Here is a 19022-nt window from a genome sequence, read left to right on the forward strand (position 1 = left end):
CTCTTCAGTTCAAACATCTTTGGGTTTTTAAGAAACCCTAAACTTGGCTCAGCAATCGTTGGTTACATCTTTGATTTCTCGCGGAGTAACTTGTGATGCTGATAATCTTGTTGACTATCAGTCTGACCCCACAAGCACCCACACGAATTGCTTGATTCAGTTGTTAAAGAGCGGTTGGTTAAGATCTTTCGTCTCAACCGAGGCGCGCATTCTACAGCAGCCTCATTTGCTGTCAAGTGATTATTTTTAGAAGTTTTCGAAGATTTCTTCAACAACTTCAACCACTTGCGCTTCCGATCTCTCGTTAGCGGGAGGCGAATTCTACAGCGTTACACGCTGCTGTCAACACCTCTTTTCTCCGCTTTCGACCGAGAAGATCGAACCGTCAAAAGAGCCAAACATCACCGCTCTTTCAACTCCTTCCAGGCTTCGATGAACTGAAGCAAGCCACTGCCGAAAACTGCGTAACTCGCTGAATCTCAAGGAGTTTTCCGTTTCGACTGCGCCGGAAGTGGGGCGAATTATAGACCTCCAGAATCTGCCGTCAACCGCTTTTTTCACATTTCTGTCATATCGGTCAAAAAAACCCGAAAACACGAAGGCCGACCTCTAGAGGTCGGCCTTCGTCATGCCCTGCTACTTACAAGCTAGGGAACGCGAATTGCGAAGCTTCATGGCTCGCACGCTGCGGCCAGCGCTGGGTGATGGCCTTGCGACGGGTATAGAAGCGCACACCATCCGGGCCATAGGCATGCAGGTCGCCGAACAGCGAGCGCTTCCAGCCGCCGAAGCTGTGGTAAGCCACCGGAACCGGCAGCGGTACGTTGACGCCGACCATGCCGACTTCGATCTCGTCGCAGAACAGACGCGCCGCTTCACCGTCACGGGTAAAGATGCAGGTGCCGTTACCGTATTCGTGATCGTTGATCAGCTTCATCGCCTCTTCCAGGCTGTTGACCCGAACCACGCACAACACCGGCCCGAAGATCTCTTCCTTATAGATGCGCATTTCAGGGGTAACGTTGTCGAACAGGCAGCCGCCGAGGAAGAAGCCCTCTTCGTTACCCGGAATGCTCAAGCCGCGACCGTCGACCACCAGGGTCGCACCCGCGGCCACACCGTCATCGACATAGCCGCTGACCTTGTCCCGCGCCTGACCGGTCACCAGTGGGCCCATGTCCAGACCGCACGAAGTGCCGGCACCGATTTTCAGCGCCTTGATCTGTGGAACCAGTTTCGCCACCAGCGCATCCGCTACCTGATCGCCGACACACACTGCGACCGAAATCGCCATGCAGCGCTCACCGCAAGAACCGTAGGCCGCGCCCATCAGCGCGCTGACCGCGTTGTCCAGATCCGCATCCGGCATCAGCACCGCATGGTTCTTCGCGCCGCCCAGTGCCTGAACGCGTTTGCCGCGCTTGGTACCTTCGGCATAGATGTATTCGGCAATCGGCGTCGAACCAACAAAGCTCAGCGCTTTGACTTCCGGCGCTTCAATCAGCGCGTCCACTGCAGTCTTGTCGCCATGCACCACGCTCAACACACCTTTCGGCAGACCGGCTTCGATCAGCAGTTGAGCGATCAGCAGCGTCGAGCTTGGGTCACGCTCGGACGGTTTGAGGATGAAGCAGTTGCCGCAGACGATCGCCAGTGGGTACATCCACAGTGGGACCATCGCCGGGAAGTTGAATGGCGTGATGCCGGCAACCACGCCCAGTGGCTGGAAGTCCGACCAGGCGTCAATGTTAGGGCCGACGTTGCGGCTGTATTCGCCCTTGAGGATTTCCGGGGCGGCGCAGGCGAACTCGACGTTCTCGATACCGCGCTTCAGTTCACCGGCGGCGTCTTCGAGGGTCTTGCCGTGTTCTTCGCTGATCAATTGCGAGATACGCGCTTCGTTCTGCTCCAGCAGTTGCTTGAAGCGGAACATCACCTGGGCACGTTTCGCCGGCGGGGTGTTGCGCCATGCCGGGAATGCAGCCTTGGCGGCGTCGATCGCGTGTTGAATGGTTTCGCGGGTGGCCAGCGGCAGCTTGTGGATCGCCTGACCGGTGGACGGGTTGAACACATCAACCGCGCGACCGTGCTCGGTCACCAGTTCGCCATTGATCAAATGCGGGATAACGCTCATCGAAAACTCCTGAATTCTTGTGTACAGACGCCCACATGGGGCGCCTGTTATTCGCAGGTATATATAGAGGGAAAATCAGTCGAGCTTGTTCAGCACTTCGCCAACCGCGTCGAACAGACGATCGAGGTCTTGCGGCTTGCTGTTGAAAGTTGGGCCGAACTGCAGGGTGTCGCCGCCGAAGCGCACGTAGAACCCGGCTTTCCACAGGGCCATGCCCGCTTCGAACGGACGCACGATGGCGTCGCCATCACGATGGGCAATCTGGATCGCACCGGCCAGGCCGTAGTTACGGATGTCGATGACGTTCTTCGAACCTTTCAGACCGTGCAGGGCATTTTCGAAATGCGGTGCAACCTCGGCCACGCTCTGCACCAGGTTTTCCTTTTGCAGCAGGTCGAGTGCCGCCAGGCCAGCGGCGCACGCCACCGGGTGGGCCGAGTAGGTGTAGCCGTGGGGGAATTCCACCGCGTATTCCGGAGTCGGCTGATTCATGAAGGTCTGGTAGATCTCGGAGCTGGCAATCACCGCGCCCATCGGAATCGCGCCGTTGGTGACTTGCTTGGCGATGCACATCAGGTCCGGGGTCACGCCAAAGCTCTCGGCACCGAACATCGAACCGGTACGGCCGAAACCGGTAATCACTTCGTCGAATACCAGCAGGATGTTGTGCTGATCGCAGATCTCGCGCAGACGCTTCAGGTAACCCTGAGGCGGAACCAGTACGCCAGCGGAACCGGCCATCGGTTCAACGAAGACCGCCGCGATGTTCGACGCGTCGTGCAGTTCGATCAACTTCAGCAGCTCATCGGCCAGGGCGATACCGCCCTGCTCCGGCATGCCACGGGAGAATGCGTTGCTGGCCAGCAGCGTGTGCGGCAGGTGATCGACATCCATCATCGCCTGACCGAACAGCTTACGGTTGCCGTTGACGCCGCCAAGGCTGGTGCCGGCGATGTTCACACCGTGGTAGCCACGGGCACGGCCGATCATTTTGGTCTTGGTTGACTGACCTTTCAGACGCCAGTAGGCACGAACCATCTTCACCGCAGTGTCGGCGCACTCGGAACCGGAGTCGGTGAAGAACACGTGGTTCAGGTTGCCCGGAGTCAGCTCAGTGATCTTTTCCGCCAACTGGAACGACAGCGGATGGCCGTACTGGAAGCCTGGCGAGTAATCGAGGGTGCCCAGTTGTTTGGATACCGCTTCCTGGATTTCCTTGCGGGTGTGCCCGGCGCCGCAGGTCCACAGACCGGACAGCGAATCGTAGATCTTGCGGCCCTTGTCATCGAACAGCCAGCTGCCTTCGGCACCCACAATCAGACGCGGATCGCGCTGGAAGTTGCGGTTGGCGGTGTACGGCATCCAGTGCGCGTCCAGCTTCAGTTGGCTGGCCAGTGGCGACGGCGCGTTTTCAGGCATGTTCATCGGGCAAAACCTCGCAGGGCATAAGCATCAGGGAGATAAAAAGCGTTGTTGCAGCTAAATTGCCATGCGGATAAAGTCGGTGAAATCCAACTTTTCTAACCTTCAGTTAGAAGCCTGCTAAACAATGAGAACAACAGCATGAGCAGTCGCCGCCCCGATCCGCTGGCCCAGGTCAGTGATTTTGATATTCGCCTGCTGCGGATTTTCCGCAGCGTGGTGGAGTGCGGCGGCTTCTCGGCGGCGGAAACCGTGCTCGGCATCGGGCGCTCGGCGATCAGCCAGCAGATGAGCGATCTCGAACAGCGCCTTGGCCTGCGTTTGTGCCAACGCGGCCGCGCCGGGTTCTCGCTGACCGAAGAGGGCCGCGAGGTTTATCAGTCAGCGCTGCAACTGTTAAGTGCGCTGGAAAGTTTCCGCACCGAGGTCAACGGCCTGCACCAACACCTGCGTGGCGAGTTGATCATTGGCCTGACCGACAACCTCGTCACCCTGCCCCACATGCGCATCACCCATGCCCTCGCACAGTTGAAGGAACGCGGGCCGGACGTGCAGATCCAGATTCGCATGATCGCTCCCAACGAGGTCGAACAAGGCGTGCTCGACGGTCGCCTGCATGTCGGCGTGGTGCCGCAGGCCAGCGCACTGTCGGGGCTGGAATATCAGCCGTTGTACAGCGAACGCTCACTGCTTTATTGCGCGGTGGGTCATCCGCTGTTTTATGTGGATGACAAGCAGCTGGATGACGAGCGCCTTAATAGCCAGGATGCGATTGCCCCGACCTTTCGTTTGCCGGCGGAGATTCAGGCGCATTACCAGGCGCTCAATTGCACCGCCAGTGCGTCCGACCGTGAGGGCATGGCGTTTCTGATTTTGACCGGGCGTTATATCGGTTATCTGCCGGATCATTACGCCAGCCTGTGGGTGCAGCAAGGTCGCTTGCGTGCGCTGAAATCGACGACACGTTTTTATGATTTGAGTCTGGCATCGGTCACGCGCAAGGGGCGGCGCCCTCATTTGGTGCTGGAAAGTTTTCTGGAGAGTCTGGCGGCGACGCGTTGAAAAATCCTGCAAGGCCCGACAGATCAGGTTTTCAACCACAAAATCACTGAATAACCTGAGCAAGTGGACAGCTTTTTGCAAAGCAGGATCAACCCCGATCCTTCAACAAGAAGCCTTAAGCCATGCAGCCAGATTCTGAACCGTCCAGCGACCTGATCTACGGCCTCGACGACCGCCCAAAACCACCCGCCGCAATCCTCGCCGCCCTGCAACACGTTCTCGCCAGTTTCGTCGGCATCATCACCCCACCGCTGGTGATCGGCTCGGCCCTCGGCCTGACCGCACACTTGCCGTACCTGATCAGCATGGCGCTGATGGTTTCCGGGGTCGGCACCTTTATTCAAGCGCGGCGGCCGTTCGGCATCGGCGCCGGGATGATCTGTTTGCAGGGCACCAGTTTCGCCTTCCTCGGCGCGGTGCTGTCGGCCGGGTTTCTGGTCAAGCAGCGTGGCGGCAGCCCGGAAGACATTCTGGCGATGATCTTCGGCGTATGCTTTTTCGGCGCCGTGGTGCAGATCGTCCTCAGCCGTTTCATCGGTCAATTACGCCGGGTTGTTACGCCGCTGGTGACCGGGATTGTTATTACTCTGATCGGCGTCAGTCTGATCAAGGTCGGCATCACCGATCTGGGCGGTGGATTCAATGCGCCGGACTTCGGCGCGCCGGGCAATCTGGCGCTGGGGGTGTTCGTGTTGCTGACGATCATCCTGCTCAACCGCTCGAACACGCCGTGGGTGCGGCTGTCGGCCATCATTATCGGACTGCTGCTCGGCAGTCTGGCCGCGTGGTTCAGCGGGAAACTGGTTCCGCAGGCATTGCCTGACTTGCCCTTGGTCAGTCTTCCCACACCGTTCAAGTTCGGTTTCAGCTTCGACTGGACCGCTTTCCTGCCCGTCGCGCTGATTTATCTGATCAGCACCATCGAAACCGTCGGCGACCTCACGGCCAACTGCATGCTCGCCCGCCAGCCGATCAGCGGCCCCTCTTATATAAGTCGTTTGCGTGGTGGTGTGCTCGGTGACGGCGTGAGCTGCATGATCGCCGCCACCTTCAGCGCCTTTCCCAACACCACGTTTGCGCAGAACAACGGCGTGATCCAGTTGACCGGCGTGGCCAGCCGCTATGTCGGGCTGTACATCGGCGCGATCCTGTTTTGTCTCGGTCTGTTCCCCATGATCGGCGCGGTGCTGCAGCAGATCCCCAAACCGGTGCTCGGTGGCGCCACGCTGGTGATGTTCGGCAGCGTAGCAGCGGCCGGGGTGCGGATCCTTGCACAGTCGCCGCTGGACCGACGCAGCATGCTGATCATCGCCACCTCGCTCGGCGTCGGCCTGGGCATTGCCGCGCAACCGAACCTGTTGCACCTGTTACCGAAACTGGTGCAAAACCTGTTCGATTCGGCGATCACCAGCGGTGGCCTGACCGCGATCATCCTGTGCCTGTTGCTGCCGGAGGCGAAAACCACCCGCGTCGAATCCGCCGCAGCGCTGAACAAGATCGAACAGGCGTAACGGTTTTATTGCATCAGGACTTGTCGGATGCCTGTGGGTGCGTTATCAACGCAACTGGTTGCACCCACAGACAAACCGGAAGTGCCTATGACCTTTGAAGTCCCTGCTCACGGCGGCAAACCCGCCAGCCGCATTCGTCAGAAGAACGAAGAGACCATCCTCAAAGCCGCCGAAGACGAGTTCGCCCGTCACGGTTACAAAGGCACCAGCATGAACACCATCGCGCAGAATGCCGGGTTGCCCAAGGCGAATCTGCATTACTACTTCACCAACAAGCTTGGGTTGTACGTGGCGGTGCTGAGCAACATCATCGAGCTGTGGGACAGCACCTTCAACACCCTGACCGCCGAGGATGATCCGGCCGAAGCGCTGACCCGCTACATTCGCGCCAAGATGGAATTCTCCCGCCGTCAGCCGCAGGCCTCGCGGATCTTTGCGATGGAAGTGATCAGTGGCGGCGAATGCCTGACCGAGTATTTCAACCAGGATTACCGCGCCTGGTTCCAGGGCCGCGCGGCAGTGTTCCAGGCCTGGATCGATGCCGGCAAGATGGATCCGGTGGATCCGGTGCACCTGATTTTCCTGCTGTGGGGCAGCACCCAGCATTACGCAGACTTCGCCACGCAGATCTGTCGCGTCAGCGGTCGCAGCAAGTTGACCAAGCAGGACATGGAAGACGCCGGCAACAACCTGATCCGCATCATTCTCAAAGGCTGCGGCCTCACCCCGACTATTTAAGACGTTTATGCCTTTCACCCTCAGCGGTTTTTGCGAGTACCGCGAAGAGATTCGCAAAAGCCGCTTCATCACCGTCGCCGCGCCGATCGGCAGCCCCGCAGACGCGCAGGCGTTCTTCGAACAACACAGCGACTTGAATGCCTCGCACAACTGCTGGGCGTGGAAACTCGGTGCGCAATACCGCAGCAACGACGACGGCGAACCCGGCGGCACCGCCGGACGGCCGATTCTGGCGGCCATCGAAGCGCAGGATTGCGATCAGGTCGCGGTGCTGGTGATCCGCTGGTATGGCGGCATTCAACTGGGCACCGGCGGTTTGGCCCGAGCCTATGGCGGCGGCGCGAACAAGTGCCTGCAAGCGGCGGCAAAAGTCGAGTTGATCAGCCGTGTGCCGCTCAGTTGTGCCTGCGGCTTTGCCGAGTTGGCGTTGGTGAAGCTGCGGGTGGCGGATCTGGCTGGCTTGGTAGTGGAAGAAAACTTCACTGCCAATGGTGTTGAGTTGCAGTTGGCAGTGGGTGAGGCGCAGATCGAGTTGTTGCAAACGCAACTGGCGGATTTGAGCCGTGGGCGGATTGTGCTGCAGCGTTAGAAGAGCAAAAGATCACAGCCTTCGGCAGCTCCTGCACAGGACTTAGTGTTTCCCAGTAAGAGCCGCCGAAGGCTGCGATCTTTTAGGGCATCGACGGATTTCTTTATTCCAGCAACTTGCCCACATCTGCTGTGCACCCGACTGTGGATAACCTGAGCACATATGGCTGTAACCCTTCTGTCACGTGGCTTTGCGCGATTTGCTCACTTTTCGTCCACTGCGCATGAAAAAAGATAAATCCCACGTAAAAACAGATAGTTAGCGCTTTTTATCACCATTGGGAGATAGCATCCCAGCGCTTATGCCAAGGATTTCCAATTGCGCACAAATACTGTGGAACAACCTGTGGATAAGCCGTTCATGGCTGGCGCAGTCGCAGGTTCTGTATAGCTTCGACCCGGCTGCTCGTTTTTTAACCAGTTCGTCACGGTGCAAAAATGGAGCCGGATCAACAGCTTTGCGCTGAATTGGTGCCGGCTCCTCCTGCGTTTTTCAGCGCGACGCTCTGCCGCCGGCACGCGGCAACAGTTACGGCGGGCGTTCCTGACTCAATGGCCAGGAAATTGCTTTATCCACAGGCACAACTCCAAGTCAGTCGAGCCTGTCATGCCAAGCCCAGATTCAACGCCGCGCCTGCAACTGCGCCAGATCAGCAAACGCTACCCCGGTTGTCTGGCCAATGACGCCATCGACCTGAGCATCGCGCCGGGAGAAATCCACGCACTGCTCGGTGAGAACGGCGCGGGTAAAAGCACGCTGATGAAGATCATCTATGGCGTCACCCAGGCCGATATCGGCGAAATGCTCTGGCAGGGCCAGCGGGTGAATATCCGCAACCCGGCGCAGGCCCGGCAGTTGGGGATCGGCATGGTGTTTCAGCATTTCTCGCTGTTCGAAACCCTCAGCGTCGCGCAGAACATTGCTCTGGCAATGGGCGCCGAGGCCGGTACGCCGAAACAGCTTGAGCCGAAAATTCGCGAAGTGTCGCGCCGCTACGGCATGGCGCTGGAGCCGGAGCGACTTGTCCACAGCCTGTCGATTGGCGAGCGGCAACGAGTGGAGATCATTCGCTGCCTGATGCAGGACATTCGCCTGCTGATCCTCGACGAGCCGACGTCGGTGCTGACGCCACAAGAGGCCGACGAACTGTTCATCACCCTGCGCCGCCTCGCCGCAGAGGGCTGCAGCATTCTGTTTATCAGCCACAAGCTCGCGGAAGTGCGCGCCCTGTGCCATAACGCCACGGTTTTGCGCGGCGGGCGGGTCGCCGGGCATTGCCGGCCGGCCGAATGCTCGGATCAGCAATTGGCGCAGATGATGGTCGGCGAAGCGGCGGCGTTGATCGGCGAATATCCGAAGGTCAGTGGCGGCGCGGACTTTCTACAGGTCAACGGCTTGAGCTGGCACAACCCCGATCCCTTCGGCTGCTCGTTGAGCGACATCAACCTGCAAGTGCGCGGCGGCGAAATCGTCGGTATCGCCGGGGTCGCGGGCAATGGCCAGGATGAGTTGCTCGCCCTGCTCAGCGGTGAACAAACCCTGCCCCGCGACAGCGCGACAACCATTTGTTTCGCCGGGCAAGCGGTCGCCGATTTGCGTCCGGATGCGCGGCGCCAACTCGGTCTGGCGTTCGTCCCGGCAGAACGCCTGGGCCACGGCGCAGTGCCGGAACTGAGCCTTGCCGACAACGCCTTGCTCACGGCCTTTCAACAGGGGCTGGTGCGCAACGGTTTGATCGAGCGCAGTAAAGTCGAAGCCCTCGCCCAACAGATCATTCAGCGCTTCGGGGTGAAAACCCCGGGCACTCACGCGGCCGCGCGCAGCCTGTCCGGCGGCAATCTGCAGAAATTCATTCTCGGCCGGGAAATTCTCCAGCAACCGAAACTGCTGATCGCCGCGCACCCGACTTGGGGCGTCGACGTGGGCGCGGCGGCGACCATTCACCGCGCGCTGATTGCCCTGCGCGATGCCGGCGCGGCGATCCTGGTGATCTCCGAAGACCTCGACGAACTGTTCCAGATCAGCGACCGCCTCGGCGCCCTGTGCGCCGGGCGTCTGTCGCCGCTGCAGAACACCACCGACACCCTGCTGAGCGATGTCGGCAGCTGGATGGCCGGGCACATCAACCCCACGCATTCATCGGCCACGGCCTGACGGAGTTTTCCCAACATGCTGCTTTCCCTCGAACCCCGTGGCCAACAATCGCGCCTGATGTTGTGGTGCTCGCCGTTGCTGGCAGCACTGCTGACCCTCGGTTGCGGCTCGCTGTTGTTCATCGCTCTGGGACATGACCCGCTGCAAACCTTGCACACGTTGTTGATCGCACCGGTCAGCGATCTGTATGGCGTCTCCGAACTGCTGGTCAAGGCGCTGCCGATTCTGCTTTGTGCACTCGGTCTGGCGGTGGCTTATCAAGCGCGAATCTGGAACATCGGCGCCGAAGGCCAATTGCTCCTCGGCGCACTCGCCGGCAGTGCCTTGGCGGTGAACATCATCGACCTGCAAAGCCGTTGGGCGCTGGTGCTGATTCTGCTCACCGGCACTTTCGCCGGGGCCGCTTGGGCCGGGCTGACGGCATGGCTGCGCACGCGCTTCAACGCCAACGAAATCCTCACCAGCATCATGCTCAATTACATCGCGCTGAACCTGTTGCTGTTCTGCGTGCACGGGCCGCTGAAGGATCCGGCCGGGTACAACTTTCCCGAGTCGGCGATGTTCGGCGACGCCAGTCGCCTGCCGCTGCTGATGGAGGATGGCCGGGTGCACGCCGGGGTGTATTTCGCTTTGCTCGCACTGGTTGCGGTGTGGGTGTTGTTGCAGAAAAGCTTTGTCGGTTTCCAGATCAAAGTGCTAGGTCTGGATAAACGTGCCGCAGGTTTTGTCGGCTTTCGCGAGAAGCATCTGATCTGGCTCGCGCTGTTGATCAGCGGTGGTTTGGCCGGGCTGGCCGGGGTTTGCGAAGTGACCGGGCCGATCGGGCAATTGGTGCCGCAAGTCTCGCCGGGCTATGGCTATGCAGCAATCACCGTGGCGTTTCTCGGACGGTTGAACCCGATCGGGATTCTGTTCTCAAGCCTGTTGATGGCGCTGCTGTACATCGGCGGCGAGAGCGCGCAGATGACCCTGAATCTGCCGCAAGCGATCACCCAACTATTCCAGGGAATGATGCTGTTTTTCCTGCTGGCCTGCGACGTGCTGATTCTCTATCGGCCACGCCTGAAACTGCGCTGGGCACGGCGCACGTCGACCACCGCCGTAACCGCCGGAGCGCTGTGATGGATATCGATCTGCTGAGCAATATTTTCTACGCCATGGTGCGCTGCGGCACGCCGCTGTTGTTGGTGGCGCTGGGTGAGTTGATCTGCGAGAAGAGCGGCGTGCTCAACCTCGGGCAGGAAGGAATGATGCTGTTTGGCGCGGTGATCGGTTTTATCGTCGCCCTCAACAGCGGCAACCTGTGGCTCGGCGTGTTGCTGGCGATGCTCGCGGGGATGCTCTTGTCTTCGCTGTTTGCCCTGGTGGCGCTGGTGTTCAACGCCAATCAGGTGGCGACCGGGCTGGCGCTGACGATCTTCGGTGTGGGCCTGTCGACCTTTGTCGGCGCGGCGTGGGTCGGCAAGCCGTTGGCCGGATTCGAGCCGTTGGCGATTCCGTACTTGAGTGAGATTCCGCTGATCGGGCGCATGCTGTTTGCTCAGGACTTGCTGGTGTACCTGTCGTTCGCGCTGTTTGCGCTGGTGGCTTGGGTGATCATCAAAAGCCGTGTCGGGCTGATCATTCAGGCCGTTGGTGAGAACCCGGACGCGGCCAGTGCGATGGGCCTGCCGGTGCTGACCGTGCGCACGCTGGCGGTGCTGTTCGGCGGGGCGATGGCCGGGTTGGCCGGGGCGTATCTGTCGCTGGCGTACACGCCGATGTGGGCCGAGAACATGACCGCCGGACGCGGCTGGATTGCCCTGGCGCTGGTGGTGTTTGCCAGTTGGCGGGTGTGGCGCTTGTTGCTCGGGGCTTATCTGTTTGGCCTCGCCAGCATCCTGCATCTGGTGGCGCAGGGCTTGGGGCTGGCGATTCCGTCGAGTCTGCTGGCGATGCTGCCGTATGTGGCGACGATTGTGGTGTTGGTGCTGTTGTCACGGGATGCCGTTCGTACCCGGTTGTATGCGCCGGTGTCGTTGGGGCAGCCGTGGCAGGCCGGGCATTAGGGTGGTGATGCCACGGGCCTCATCGCTGGCAAGCCCGCTCCCACAGTGTCCATGTTGTGTACATGATTTGCGAACACCGCTGAGCGGCCTGCGAATTCGAGAAGCAACCACGCTAGAGCCTGGAGTATGCTTCGGGATCAACAGCTCTTTTGAGACCCGGCTCGATGTGTTGCGACGAGTACTGCAACTACGGCTGGGTCAGGCGTGTCCATTGAATCCGTGAACCGTAATCTTCAAGGAACCGAGTCATGTCCCAGGCAAAAAACGCACTGATCATCGGCGCCTCCCGTGGCTTGGGCCTCGGGTTGGTGAAAACCCTGCTGGCCGATGGCTGGCATGTGACCGCCACCGTGCGCAATCCGCAAAAGGCCGAGGCGCTGCAAGCGCTGGGCAAGGTGCGGATCGAGAAACTCGACATGGACGACCAGCAAGCGGTGATCGCCCTGAGCCAGCAGCTCAAGGGCGAGACCTTCGACCTGCTGTTCGTCAACGCCGGGGTCAAAGGCCCTGAAGTGCAAACCCCGGGCGGCGCGACACTGGCCGAAGTCGGGCAACTGTTTTTCACCAACGCCGTGGCGCCGATCAACCTGGCGCAACGCTTCGTCGGGCAGATCCGCGATGGCACCGGCGTGCTGGCGTTCATGAGTTCCGGCCTGGGCAGCGTCACCGTACCCGACGCCCCGGAGCTGGCGCTGTACAAGGCGAGCAAGGCCGCGCTGAACTCGATGACCAACAGTTTTGTCACCCGGTTGGGCGAGCAGAAACTCACCGTGTTGTCGCTGCACCCGGGCTGGGTGAAGACGGATATGGGCGGTGAAGGTGCAGACCTGGATGTAGAGACCAGCACCCGTGGGCTGATTGATCAGGTGAATGCGTACACCGGCAAGGGCGGGCATCACTTCATCAACTACAAGGGTGAAACCATTCCCTGGTAAGCACCACAGATCTTCCCTGTAGGAGTGAGCCTGCTCGCGATCGCAGTGTGTCCGTCACCGATGATATTGAATGAAAGACCGCTATCGCGAGCAGGCTCACTCCTACAAGGGGATGGCGGTGTCCTGTCGGGTTGGGCTTGCCCGATCCGGCGATTTGTTTGAAACTCCGCACCTCGTCCAACGCGGCGACCCTGGATCAGCAGACAGGGCAACACTGAGCTGGCAACCCTGAACCCAACTTTCAGAGGAGCCGGCCACAATGCCTGCGACCCGTACCTGGTTAAAAAATCCCCTCGCCATTTTCACGGCCAACGCGCTCGATGCCCGTGGCGGTCTGGTGCTGCAAGACGGCGTGATCGTCGAAGTGCTGGCGGCCGGTCAGCAACCGTCCGCGCCGTGCAACGAAGTGTTCGATGCCCGCGAGCATGTGATCCTGCCGGGCCTGATCAACACCCATCACCACTTCTATCAAACCCTGACTCGCGCCTGGGCGCCGGTGGTCAATCAGCCGCTGTTCCCGTGGCTGAAAACCCTGTACCCGGTGTGGGCACGGCTGACCCCGGAAAAACTCGCCCTCGCGACGAAAGTGGCTTTGGCTGAACTGCTGCTGTCAGGTTGCACCACCGCCGCCGACCACCATTACCTGTTCCCGGACGGTCTGGAAAACGCCATAGACGTGCAAGTCGACACCGTGCGGGAACTGGGCATGCGCGCCATGCTCACTCGCGGTTCGATGAGCCTCGGCGAGAAGGACGGCGGTCTGCCGCCGCAACAGACGGTGCAGGAAGGTCAGGTGATTCTCGACGACAGTCAGCGCCTGATTCACGAGTACCACGAGCGCGGCGATGGTGCGCAGATCCAGATCGCTCTGGCGCCTTGCTCGCCCTTTTCGGTGACCCCGGAAATCATGTCGGCCAGCGCCGAACTGGCGAATAAACTCGACGTGCGCCTGCACACGCACTTGGCGGAAACCCTCGACGAAGAGGATTTCTGCCTGCAACGTTTCGGCCTGCGCACCGTGGATTATCTGGACAGCGTCGGCTGGCTCGGCCCGCGCACCTGGCTGGCCCATGGCATCCACTTCAACCCGGATGAAATCGCTCGCCTCGGCCAGGCCGGCACCGGTATCTGCCATTGCCCGAGTTCGAACATGCGTCTGGCCTCCGGCATCTGCCCGAGCATCGATCTGACCGATGCCGGTGCGCTGTTCGGTCTCGGCGTGGATGGTTCGGCCTCGAACGACGCGTCGAACATGATTCTCGAAGCGCGTCAGGCGTTGTACATCCAGCGCCTGCGTTACGGCGCGGAGAAGATCACCCCGGAACGCGTGCTCGGCTGGGCAACCAAAGGCTCGGCGAGTCTGTTGGGGCGTACCGACATTGGCGAGCTGGCGGTGGGCAAGCAGGCGGATCTGGCGTTGTTCAAGCTCGATGAGCTGCGTTTCTCGGGCAGCCATGATCCGATTTCGGCGCTGCTGTTGTGCGGTGCCGATCGTGCGGATCGGGTGATGATTGGCGGCAAGTGGCGCGTGGTGGACGGCCAGGTTGAAGGGCTGGATCTGAAGGGTCTGATCGCCGATCACAGCCAGGCGGCTCGCCAGTTGATCGCCGGCACCTGATCCGATCACCAATCCCTGTGGGAGCGAGCTTGCTCGCGAAGGCGTCGTGTCAGTCAGTACTTGAGTTGACTGATACTCCGCTTTCGCGAGCAAGCTCGCTCCCACAGTTGTTTTGCGTCGGGTTCAGAGGCCGAGCAGCGACAGCATGATAAACGTCGCAAACAGCACAAAGTGCGTCATGCCCTCGATCGCATTGGTCTCGCCGTCATTCAGGTTGATCGCACTGACAATCAGCGTGATGAAGATCATCACCGTCTGCACCGGGGTCATCGCCATTTGAAACGGCTGACCGGTGTACAGCGCCATCGCTTCCATCACCGGCACGGTGAGGATCACCGTCGACAGTGACGCGCCCATCGCAATGTTCACCACCGACTGCATGCGGTTGGCCAACGCGGCACGCAACGCCGTCAGAATCTCCGGCGCCGCGGAAATCGCCGCCACCAGAATCGCCGTGATCACCGGCGGTGCACCGGTACCTTCCAGGCCCAGATCGAGGGTCTTGGACATCACTTCGGCCAGTGCGCCGATCACCACCACGCCGAACACCAGAATGCCGATCGACCAGGTCAGGCTCAGCGGTTTCGGTTCATCTTCCACCGGCTCTTTCTTGCGGCGTTTGTCCGGATAGCTGTAGCTGAAAAAATAACTGTGCGGCCCGACCTGCATGCGCAGGAACAGCGCGTAAAGCACCACCATCGCACCGATGGTGAACGCTGAATAAATCTTCCAGTTGGCCGCCGGAATAAACTCCGGCACCACCATCGATACGCCCATGGCGGTGAGGATCATCACGCTGTAGCTGCGTGCCGAATCATCGTTGTACGACTGCTCGCCGTGCTTGAGCCCGCCCATCAACGCGGCGAGGCCGAGGATGCCGTTGATGTCGAGCATCACCGCCGAATAGATCGTGTCCCGCACCAGCGTGGCGGACGCCTCGTTGCTCATCATGATCGCCAGGATCACCACTTCCACCAGCACCGCAGCGAGGGTCAGGATCATCGTGCCGTAGGGGTCGCCGACTTTTTCTGCGAGCAGTTCGGCATGATGGGCGACGCGCATCGAGGCGGCGACGATGAAGGCGATCAGCACCAGACCGCAGACCAGCGCGACGATCTGGCCGCTGTGGAGCATCCAGTGTTCCAGCGGATAGGCGATGCACGCGGCAATCACCGCCAGCAGCAGAAAGCTTTCTTGCTTGAGGATCGTGAGCATGGCGGGCCTTTTTGCCGAGAGATTCGAATGAGCTACTGACTGCGGCGCGGCGCTAACGTTTCGTTACACCTTAGCGCACCAACTGATAGCAGTCCTTTGGCAGGTGCACTTTTATTGGCCTTGAAGGCCCTATCGCGAGCAGGCTCACTCCTACAGAGGAATGCGATCCTTTGTAGGAGTGAGCCTGCTCGCGAAGGCCATCACACGGTTTCAAACCAGTTTGTTGTCCTGTTGGTCAGCAATTTGCATTGCCCCTGACCACACACAACAAAATGGAGCTCCAATTCATGCAAATACGTCCGCTGCATAAACTGCTGTGCGCCGCCATCGGTCTGGGGATCAGTCTGAGCGCCAGCGCTGCCGATCCGCTGAAGGTCGGTTTCGTCTACATCGGCCCGATTGGCGACCACGGCTGGACGTATCAGCATGAACAGGGGCGCAAGGCACTGGCGGAGAAATTCGGCGCGCAGATCAGCACCAATTACGTCGAGAACGTGGCCGAGGGCGCCGACGCCGAGCGGGTGATCCGCAACATGGCCAAGGACAACTACGACCTGATCTTCACCACCTCCTTCGGCTACATGAACCCGACGCTGAAAGTCGCCAAACAGTTTCCCAAGGTCACCTTCGAACACGCCACCGGCTACAAGCAGGACAAGAACCTCGGCACCTATCTCGCGCGCACCTACGAGGGTCGTTATGTCGGCGGTTTTCTCGCGGCGAAGATGACCAAGAGCAAGAAGATCGGCTACGTCGCCTCGTTCCCGATTCCGGAAGTGATCCGCGATATCAACGCCATCCAGCTGGCGCTGAACAAGTACAACCCTGGCACCGAGATCAAAGTGGTGTGGGTCAACTCGTGGTTTGACCCGGGCAAGGAAGCCGACGCCGCCAACGCGCTGATCGATCAGGGCGTGGACGTGGTGTTCCAGCACACCGACAGCCCGGCGCCGATCCAGGCCGCCGAACGGCGTGGCGTGTACGCCGTGGGTTACGCCTCGGACATGGCGCACTTCGGCCCGAAAGCGGTGCTGACTTCGATCGTCAACGACTGGGCACCGCACTACATTCAGGCCACGCAAAGCGTGATCGACCACAACTGGAAATCCCAGGACTACTGGGGCGGGCTGAAGGAAGGCACGGTTGAACTGCCGATCAGTGATCTGGTACCGGCACCAGTGAAAGCCGAGGCCGAGCAGATCATTGCCGACATCAAGAGCGGTAAGTTGCAACCGTTCACCGGGCCGATCAAGGATCAGGCCGGCGTGGAGAAGATCCCTGCTGGGGTGAGCGCAACCAATGCCGAATTGGCGTCGATGAACTATTACGTGGAAGGGATGAAGGCCGAGATGCCGAAGTAATTCCGGCCCCACCACCATTCCCCTGTGGGAGCGGGCTTGCTCGCGAAAGCGGTGTATCAGCCAACGCATGTGCCGACTGACACGGCCCCTTCGCGAGCAAGCCCGCTCCCACATTTGGATCTTCAGTGTTCTCAAGGATTGTGTATGGATCAGCTCCCGATCATCGACATCAGCCCGCTCTATAACGACGACCCAAACGCCTGGCCCGCCGTCGCCGCACAGATCGACAAAGCCTGCCGCGAATGGGGCTTTTTCTACATCAAGGGCCACCCGATTTCCGCACAGCGCATCGACTCGCTGCTCGACCACGCCCAGCGTTTTTTTGCGCAACCGACCGAAGAAAAACTCAGGATCGACATCACCCAGACCCGCCACCATCGCGGCTACGGCGCCATCGCCACCGAACAGCTCGACCCGGACAAACCCAGCGACCTCAAGGAAACCTTCGACATGGGCCTGCACTTGCCGGCGGATCATCCCGAGGTGCTCGCGGAAAAACCGCTGCGCGGGCCGAATCGTCATCCGGCACAAGCAGGCTGGGAAGCGCTGATGGAGCAGCACTACCTCGACATGCAGGCCCTCGCGCAAACCTTGCTGCGGGCGATGACGATTGCGCTGGGGATCGAACGCGACTTCTTCGATTCGCGCTTCGTTGAGCCGGTCAGCGTACTGCGGATGATCCACTACCCACCACGCCACACCGCCAGCAGCGCCGAACAGCAAGGCGCCGGAGCGCACACCGATTACGGCTGCATCACCCTGCTCTACCAGGACAGCGCCGGCGGCCTGCAAGTGAAGAACATCAACGGTGAATGGATCGACGCGCCACCGATTGACGACACCTTCGTGGTCAACCTCGGCGACATGATGGCGCGCTGGAGCAATGACCGTTATCGCTCGACCCCGCATCGGGTGATCAGTCCGCTGGGGGTGGATCGCTATTCGATGCCGTTCTTCGCCGAGCCGCACCCGGACACCCGCATCGAATGCCTTCCCGGTTGCCAGGACGCACAGCATCCGGCGAAATATCCGACCACCACCTGCGCCGGATTCCTGCTGTCGCGCTTCGCCGATACCTACGCCTATCGGCGCGAGCCGCAAGCGGTGTGATGGATCGCTTGGTCAGGTTTTGCCAATTGTTTCGGCGCGCATCTGTAGAATGGCCGCCATCTGCACCTGATGAGAAAAGAATATGTACGATTGGCTCAACGCCCTGCCCAAGGCCGAACTGCACCTGCATCTGGAAGGCTCGCTGGAGCCTGAGTTGCTGTTCGCCCTGGCCGAACGCAACAAGATCGCCCTGCCGTGGAGCGATGTCGAAACCCTGCGCAAGGCCTACGCCTTCAACAACCTGCAGGAATTCCTCGACCTGTATTACCAGGGCGCCGACGTGCTGCGCACCTCGCAGGACTTCTACGACCTGACCTGGGCCTACCTGCTGCGCTGCAAAGCGCAGAACGTGATTCACACCGAACCGTTCTTCGACCCGCAGACCCACACCGACCGGGGCATCCCGTTCGAAGTGGTGCTCAACGGCATCGCCGCGGCACTCAAGGATGGCGAGCAGCAACTGGGCATCACCAGCGGTTTGATCCTGAGCTTCCTGCGCCACCTGAGCGAAGACGAAGCACAGAAAACCCTCGATCAGGCGCTGCCGTTCCGTGATGCGTTTGTCGCCGTCGGTCTCGACAGCTCCGAGATGGGTCACCCGCCAAGCAAGTTCCAGCGTGTGTTCGACCGCGCCCGCCACGAGGGTTTCCTGACCGTCGCCCACGCCGGTGAAGAAGGCCCGCCGGAGTACATCTGGGAAGCCATCGACCTGCTGAAGATCCAGCGTATCGACCATGGCGTACGCGCCATCGAAGACGAGCGCCTGATGCAGCGGATCATCGACGAGCAGATCCCGTTGACTGTGTGCCCGCTGTCGAACACCAAGCTCTGCGTGTTCGATCACATGTCGCAGCACAACATCCTCGACATGCTAGAGCGTGGGGTGAAGGTCACCGTCAACTCCGATGACCCGGCGTACTTCGGCGGCTACGTCACCGAGAACTTCCATGCGCTGCATGAACACCTGGGCATGACCCAGGATCAGGCCAAGCGCCTGGCGCAGAACAGCCTGGATGCGCGTCTGGTAAAACCGTAAGTACAAAGCAAATCCCCTGTGGGAGCGGGCTTGCTCGCGAAAGCGGTGTGTCAGTCGACATATTGGTTGAATGACACACCGCCTTCGCG

The 19022-nt window shown here is 60.3% G+C and carries 15 protein-coding genes and 1 pseudogene; 13 read left to right on the top strand and 3 right to left on the bottom strand.

Annotation, left to right across the window (positions count from 1 at the left end; translation table 11 throughout):
* Positions 1-640: 640 nt before the first annotated feature.
* Both QMX91_RS18805 and QMX91_RS18810 read right to left on the bottom strand, forming a co-directional pair.
* Positions 641-2134, bottom strand: coding sequence for a CoA-acylating methylmalonate-semialdehyde dehydrogenase (locus tag QMX91_RS18805; protein ID WP_225137440.1), 1494 nt, complete (start codon positions 2132-2134; stop codon positions 641-643).
* A gap of 75 nt (positions 2135-2209) precedes the next feature.
* Complete coding sequence (locus QMX91_RS18810) at positions 2210-3559, bottom strand: aspartate aminotransferase family protein (RefSeq protein WP_098967086.1); 1350 nt, start codon at positions 3557-3559, stop codon at positions 2210-2212.
* 138 nt (positions 3560-3697) lie between these two features.
* On the opposite strand from QMX91_RS18810, the gene QMX91_RS18815 reads away from it, so the two are divergent.
* The 10 genes and pseudogenes from QMX91_RS18815 to QMX91_RS18860 all read left to right on the top strand — a co-directional run.
* On the top strand, positions 3698-4618 hold the full coding sequence (locus QMX91_RS18815; protein ID WP_007968115.1) for a LysR family transcriptional regulator: 921 nt from the start codon (positions 3698-3700) through the stop codon (positions 4616-4618).
* 122 nt (positions 4619-4740) lie between these two features.
* The gene (locus tag QMX91_RS18820) at positions 4741-6129 is read left to right on the top strand and encodes a nucleobase:cation symporter-2 family protein (protein WP_210556598.1); all 1389 of its coding nucleotides are present in this window, start codon (positions 4741-4743) and stop codon (positions 6127-6129) included.
* Between the two features lie 87 nt (positions 6130-6216).
* On the top strand, positions 6217-6867 hold the full coding sequence (locus QMX91_RS18825) for a TetR/AcrR family transcriptional regulator (protein WP_027613646.1): 651 nt from the start codon (positions 6217-6219) through the stop codon (positions 6865-6867).
* Positions 6868-6874: 7 nt separating this feature from the next.
* Positions 6875-7456 (top strand): YigZ family protein, encoded by a 582-nt coding sequence (locus QMX91_RS18830; protein WP_098967083.1) that lies wholly within the window; start codon positions 6875-6877, stop codon positions 7454-7456.
* Positions 7457-8062: 606 nt separating this feature from the next.
* A complete protein-coding gene (locus QMX91_RS18835) occupies positions 8063-9610 on the top strand; it encodes an ABC transporter ATP-binding protein (RefSeq protein ID WP_135294901.1) in 1548 nt (515 codons plus the stop codon).
* A gap of 15 nt (positions 9611-9625) precedes the next feature.
* Positions 9626-10732: an ABC transporter permease gene (locus tag QMX91_RS18840; protein WP_135294900.1), complete on the top strand. Its 1107-nt coding sequence runs from the start codon at positions 9626-9628 to the stop codon at positions 10730-10732.
* Entirely contained in the window at positions 10732-11658 is a 927-nt protein-coding gene (locus QMX91_RS18845; RefSeq protein WP_003221385.1) for an ABC transporter permease, read from the top strand. The genes QMX91_RS18840 and QMX91_RS18845 overlap by 1 nt, the downstream gene beginning before the upstream one ends.
* Positions 11659-11906: 248 nt before the next feature.
* A complete protein-coding gene (locus QMX91_RS18850) occupies positions 11907-12593 on the top strand; it encodes an SDR family oxidoreductase (protein ID WP_282413177.1) in 687 nt (228 codons plus the stop codon).
* Positions 12594-12852: 259 nt separating this feature from the next.
* Positions 12853-14211 carry an 8-oxoguanine deaminase gene (locus tag QMX91_RS18855; RefSeq protein WP_027613641.1) on the top strand — a complete coding sequence of 453 codons (1359 nt, stop codon included), beginning with the start codon at positions 12853-12855 and terminating at the stop codon, positions 14209-14211.
* Positions 14208-14321 (top strand): annotated as a pseudogene (locus QMX91_RS18860) (metal ABC transporter ATP-binding protein); the annotation flags it as partial. The gene QMX91_RS18855 and the pseudogene QMX91_RS18860, both read left to right, overlap by 4 nt.
* A 13-nt stretch (positions 14322-14334) precedes the next feature.
* Here QMX91_RS18860 and QMX91_RS18865 read toward each other — a convergent pair.
* A complete protein-coding gene (locus QMX91_RS18865; RefSeq protein WP_098967080.1) occupies positions 14335-15426 on the bottom strand; it encodes a calcium:proton antiporter in 1092 nt (363 codons plus the stop codon).
* Positions 15427-15713: 287 nt separating this feature from the next.
* Between QMX91_RS18865 and QMX91_RS18870 the strand changes: the two genes are divergently transcribed.
* The 3 genes from QMX91_RS18870 (at position 15714) to QMX91_RS18880 (ending at position 18933) form a co-directional block, all read left to right on the top strand.
* Positions 15714-16787, top strand: a complete 1074-nt coding sequence (locus QMX91_RS18870; protein ID WP_098967079.1) for a BMP family ABC transporter substrate-binding protein — start codon at positions 15714-15716, stop codon at positions 16785-16787.
* Between the two features lie 144 nt (positions 16788-16931).
* Positions 16932-17897, top strand: coding sequence for a 2-oxoglutarate and iron-dependent oxygenase domain-containing protein (locus QMX91_RS18875; RefSeq protein ID WP_282413178.1), 966 nt, complete (start codon positions 16932-16934; stop codon positions 17895-17897).
* A gap of 82 nt (positions 17898-17979) precedes the next feature.
* Positions 17980-18933, top strand: a complete 954-nt coding sequence (locus tag QMX91_RS18880) for an adenosine deaminase (protein WP_003221371.1) — start codon at positions 17980-17982, stop codon at positions 18931-18933.
* Positions 18934-19022 lie beyond the last annotated feature (89 nt).

It is taken from the genome of Pseudomonas sp. PS01299, assembly GCF_029960145.1.
In the GTDB taxonomy this organism is placed as follows: Bacteria; Pseudomonadota; Gammaproteobacteria; order Pseudomonadales; family Pseudomonadaceae; genus Aquipseudomonas; species Aquipseudomonas putida_A.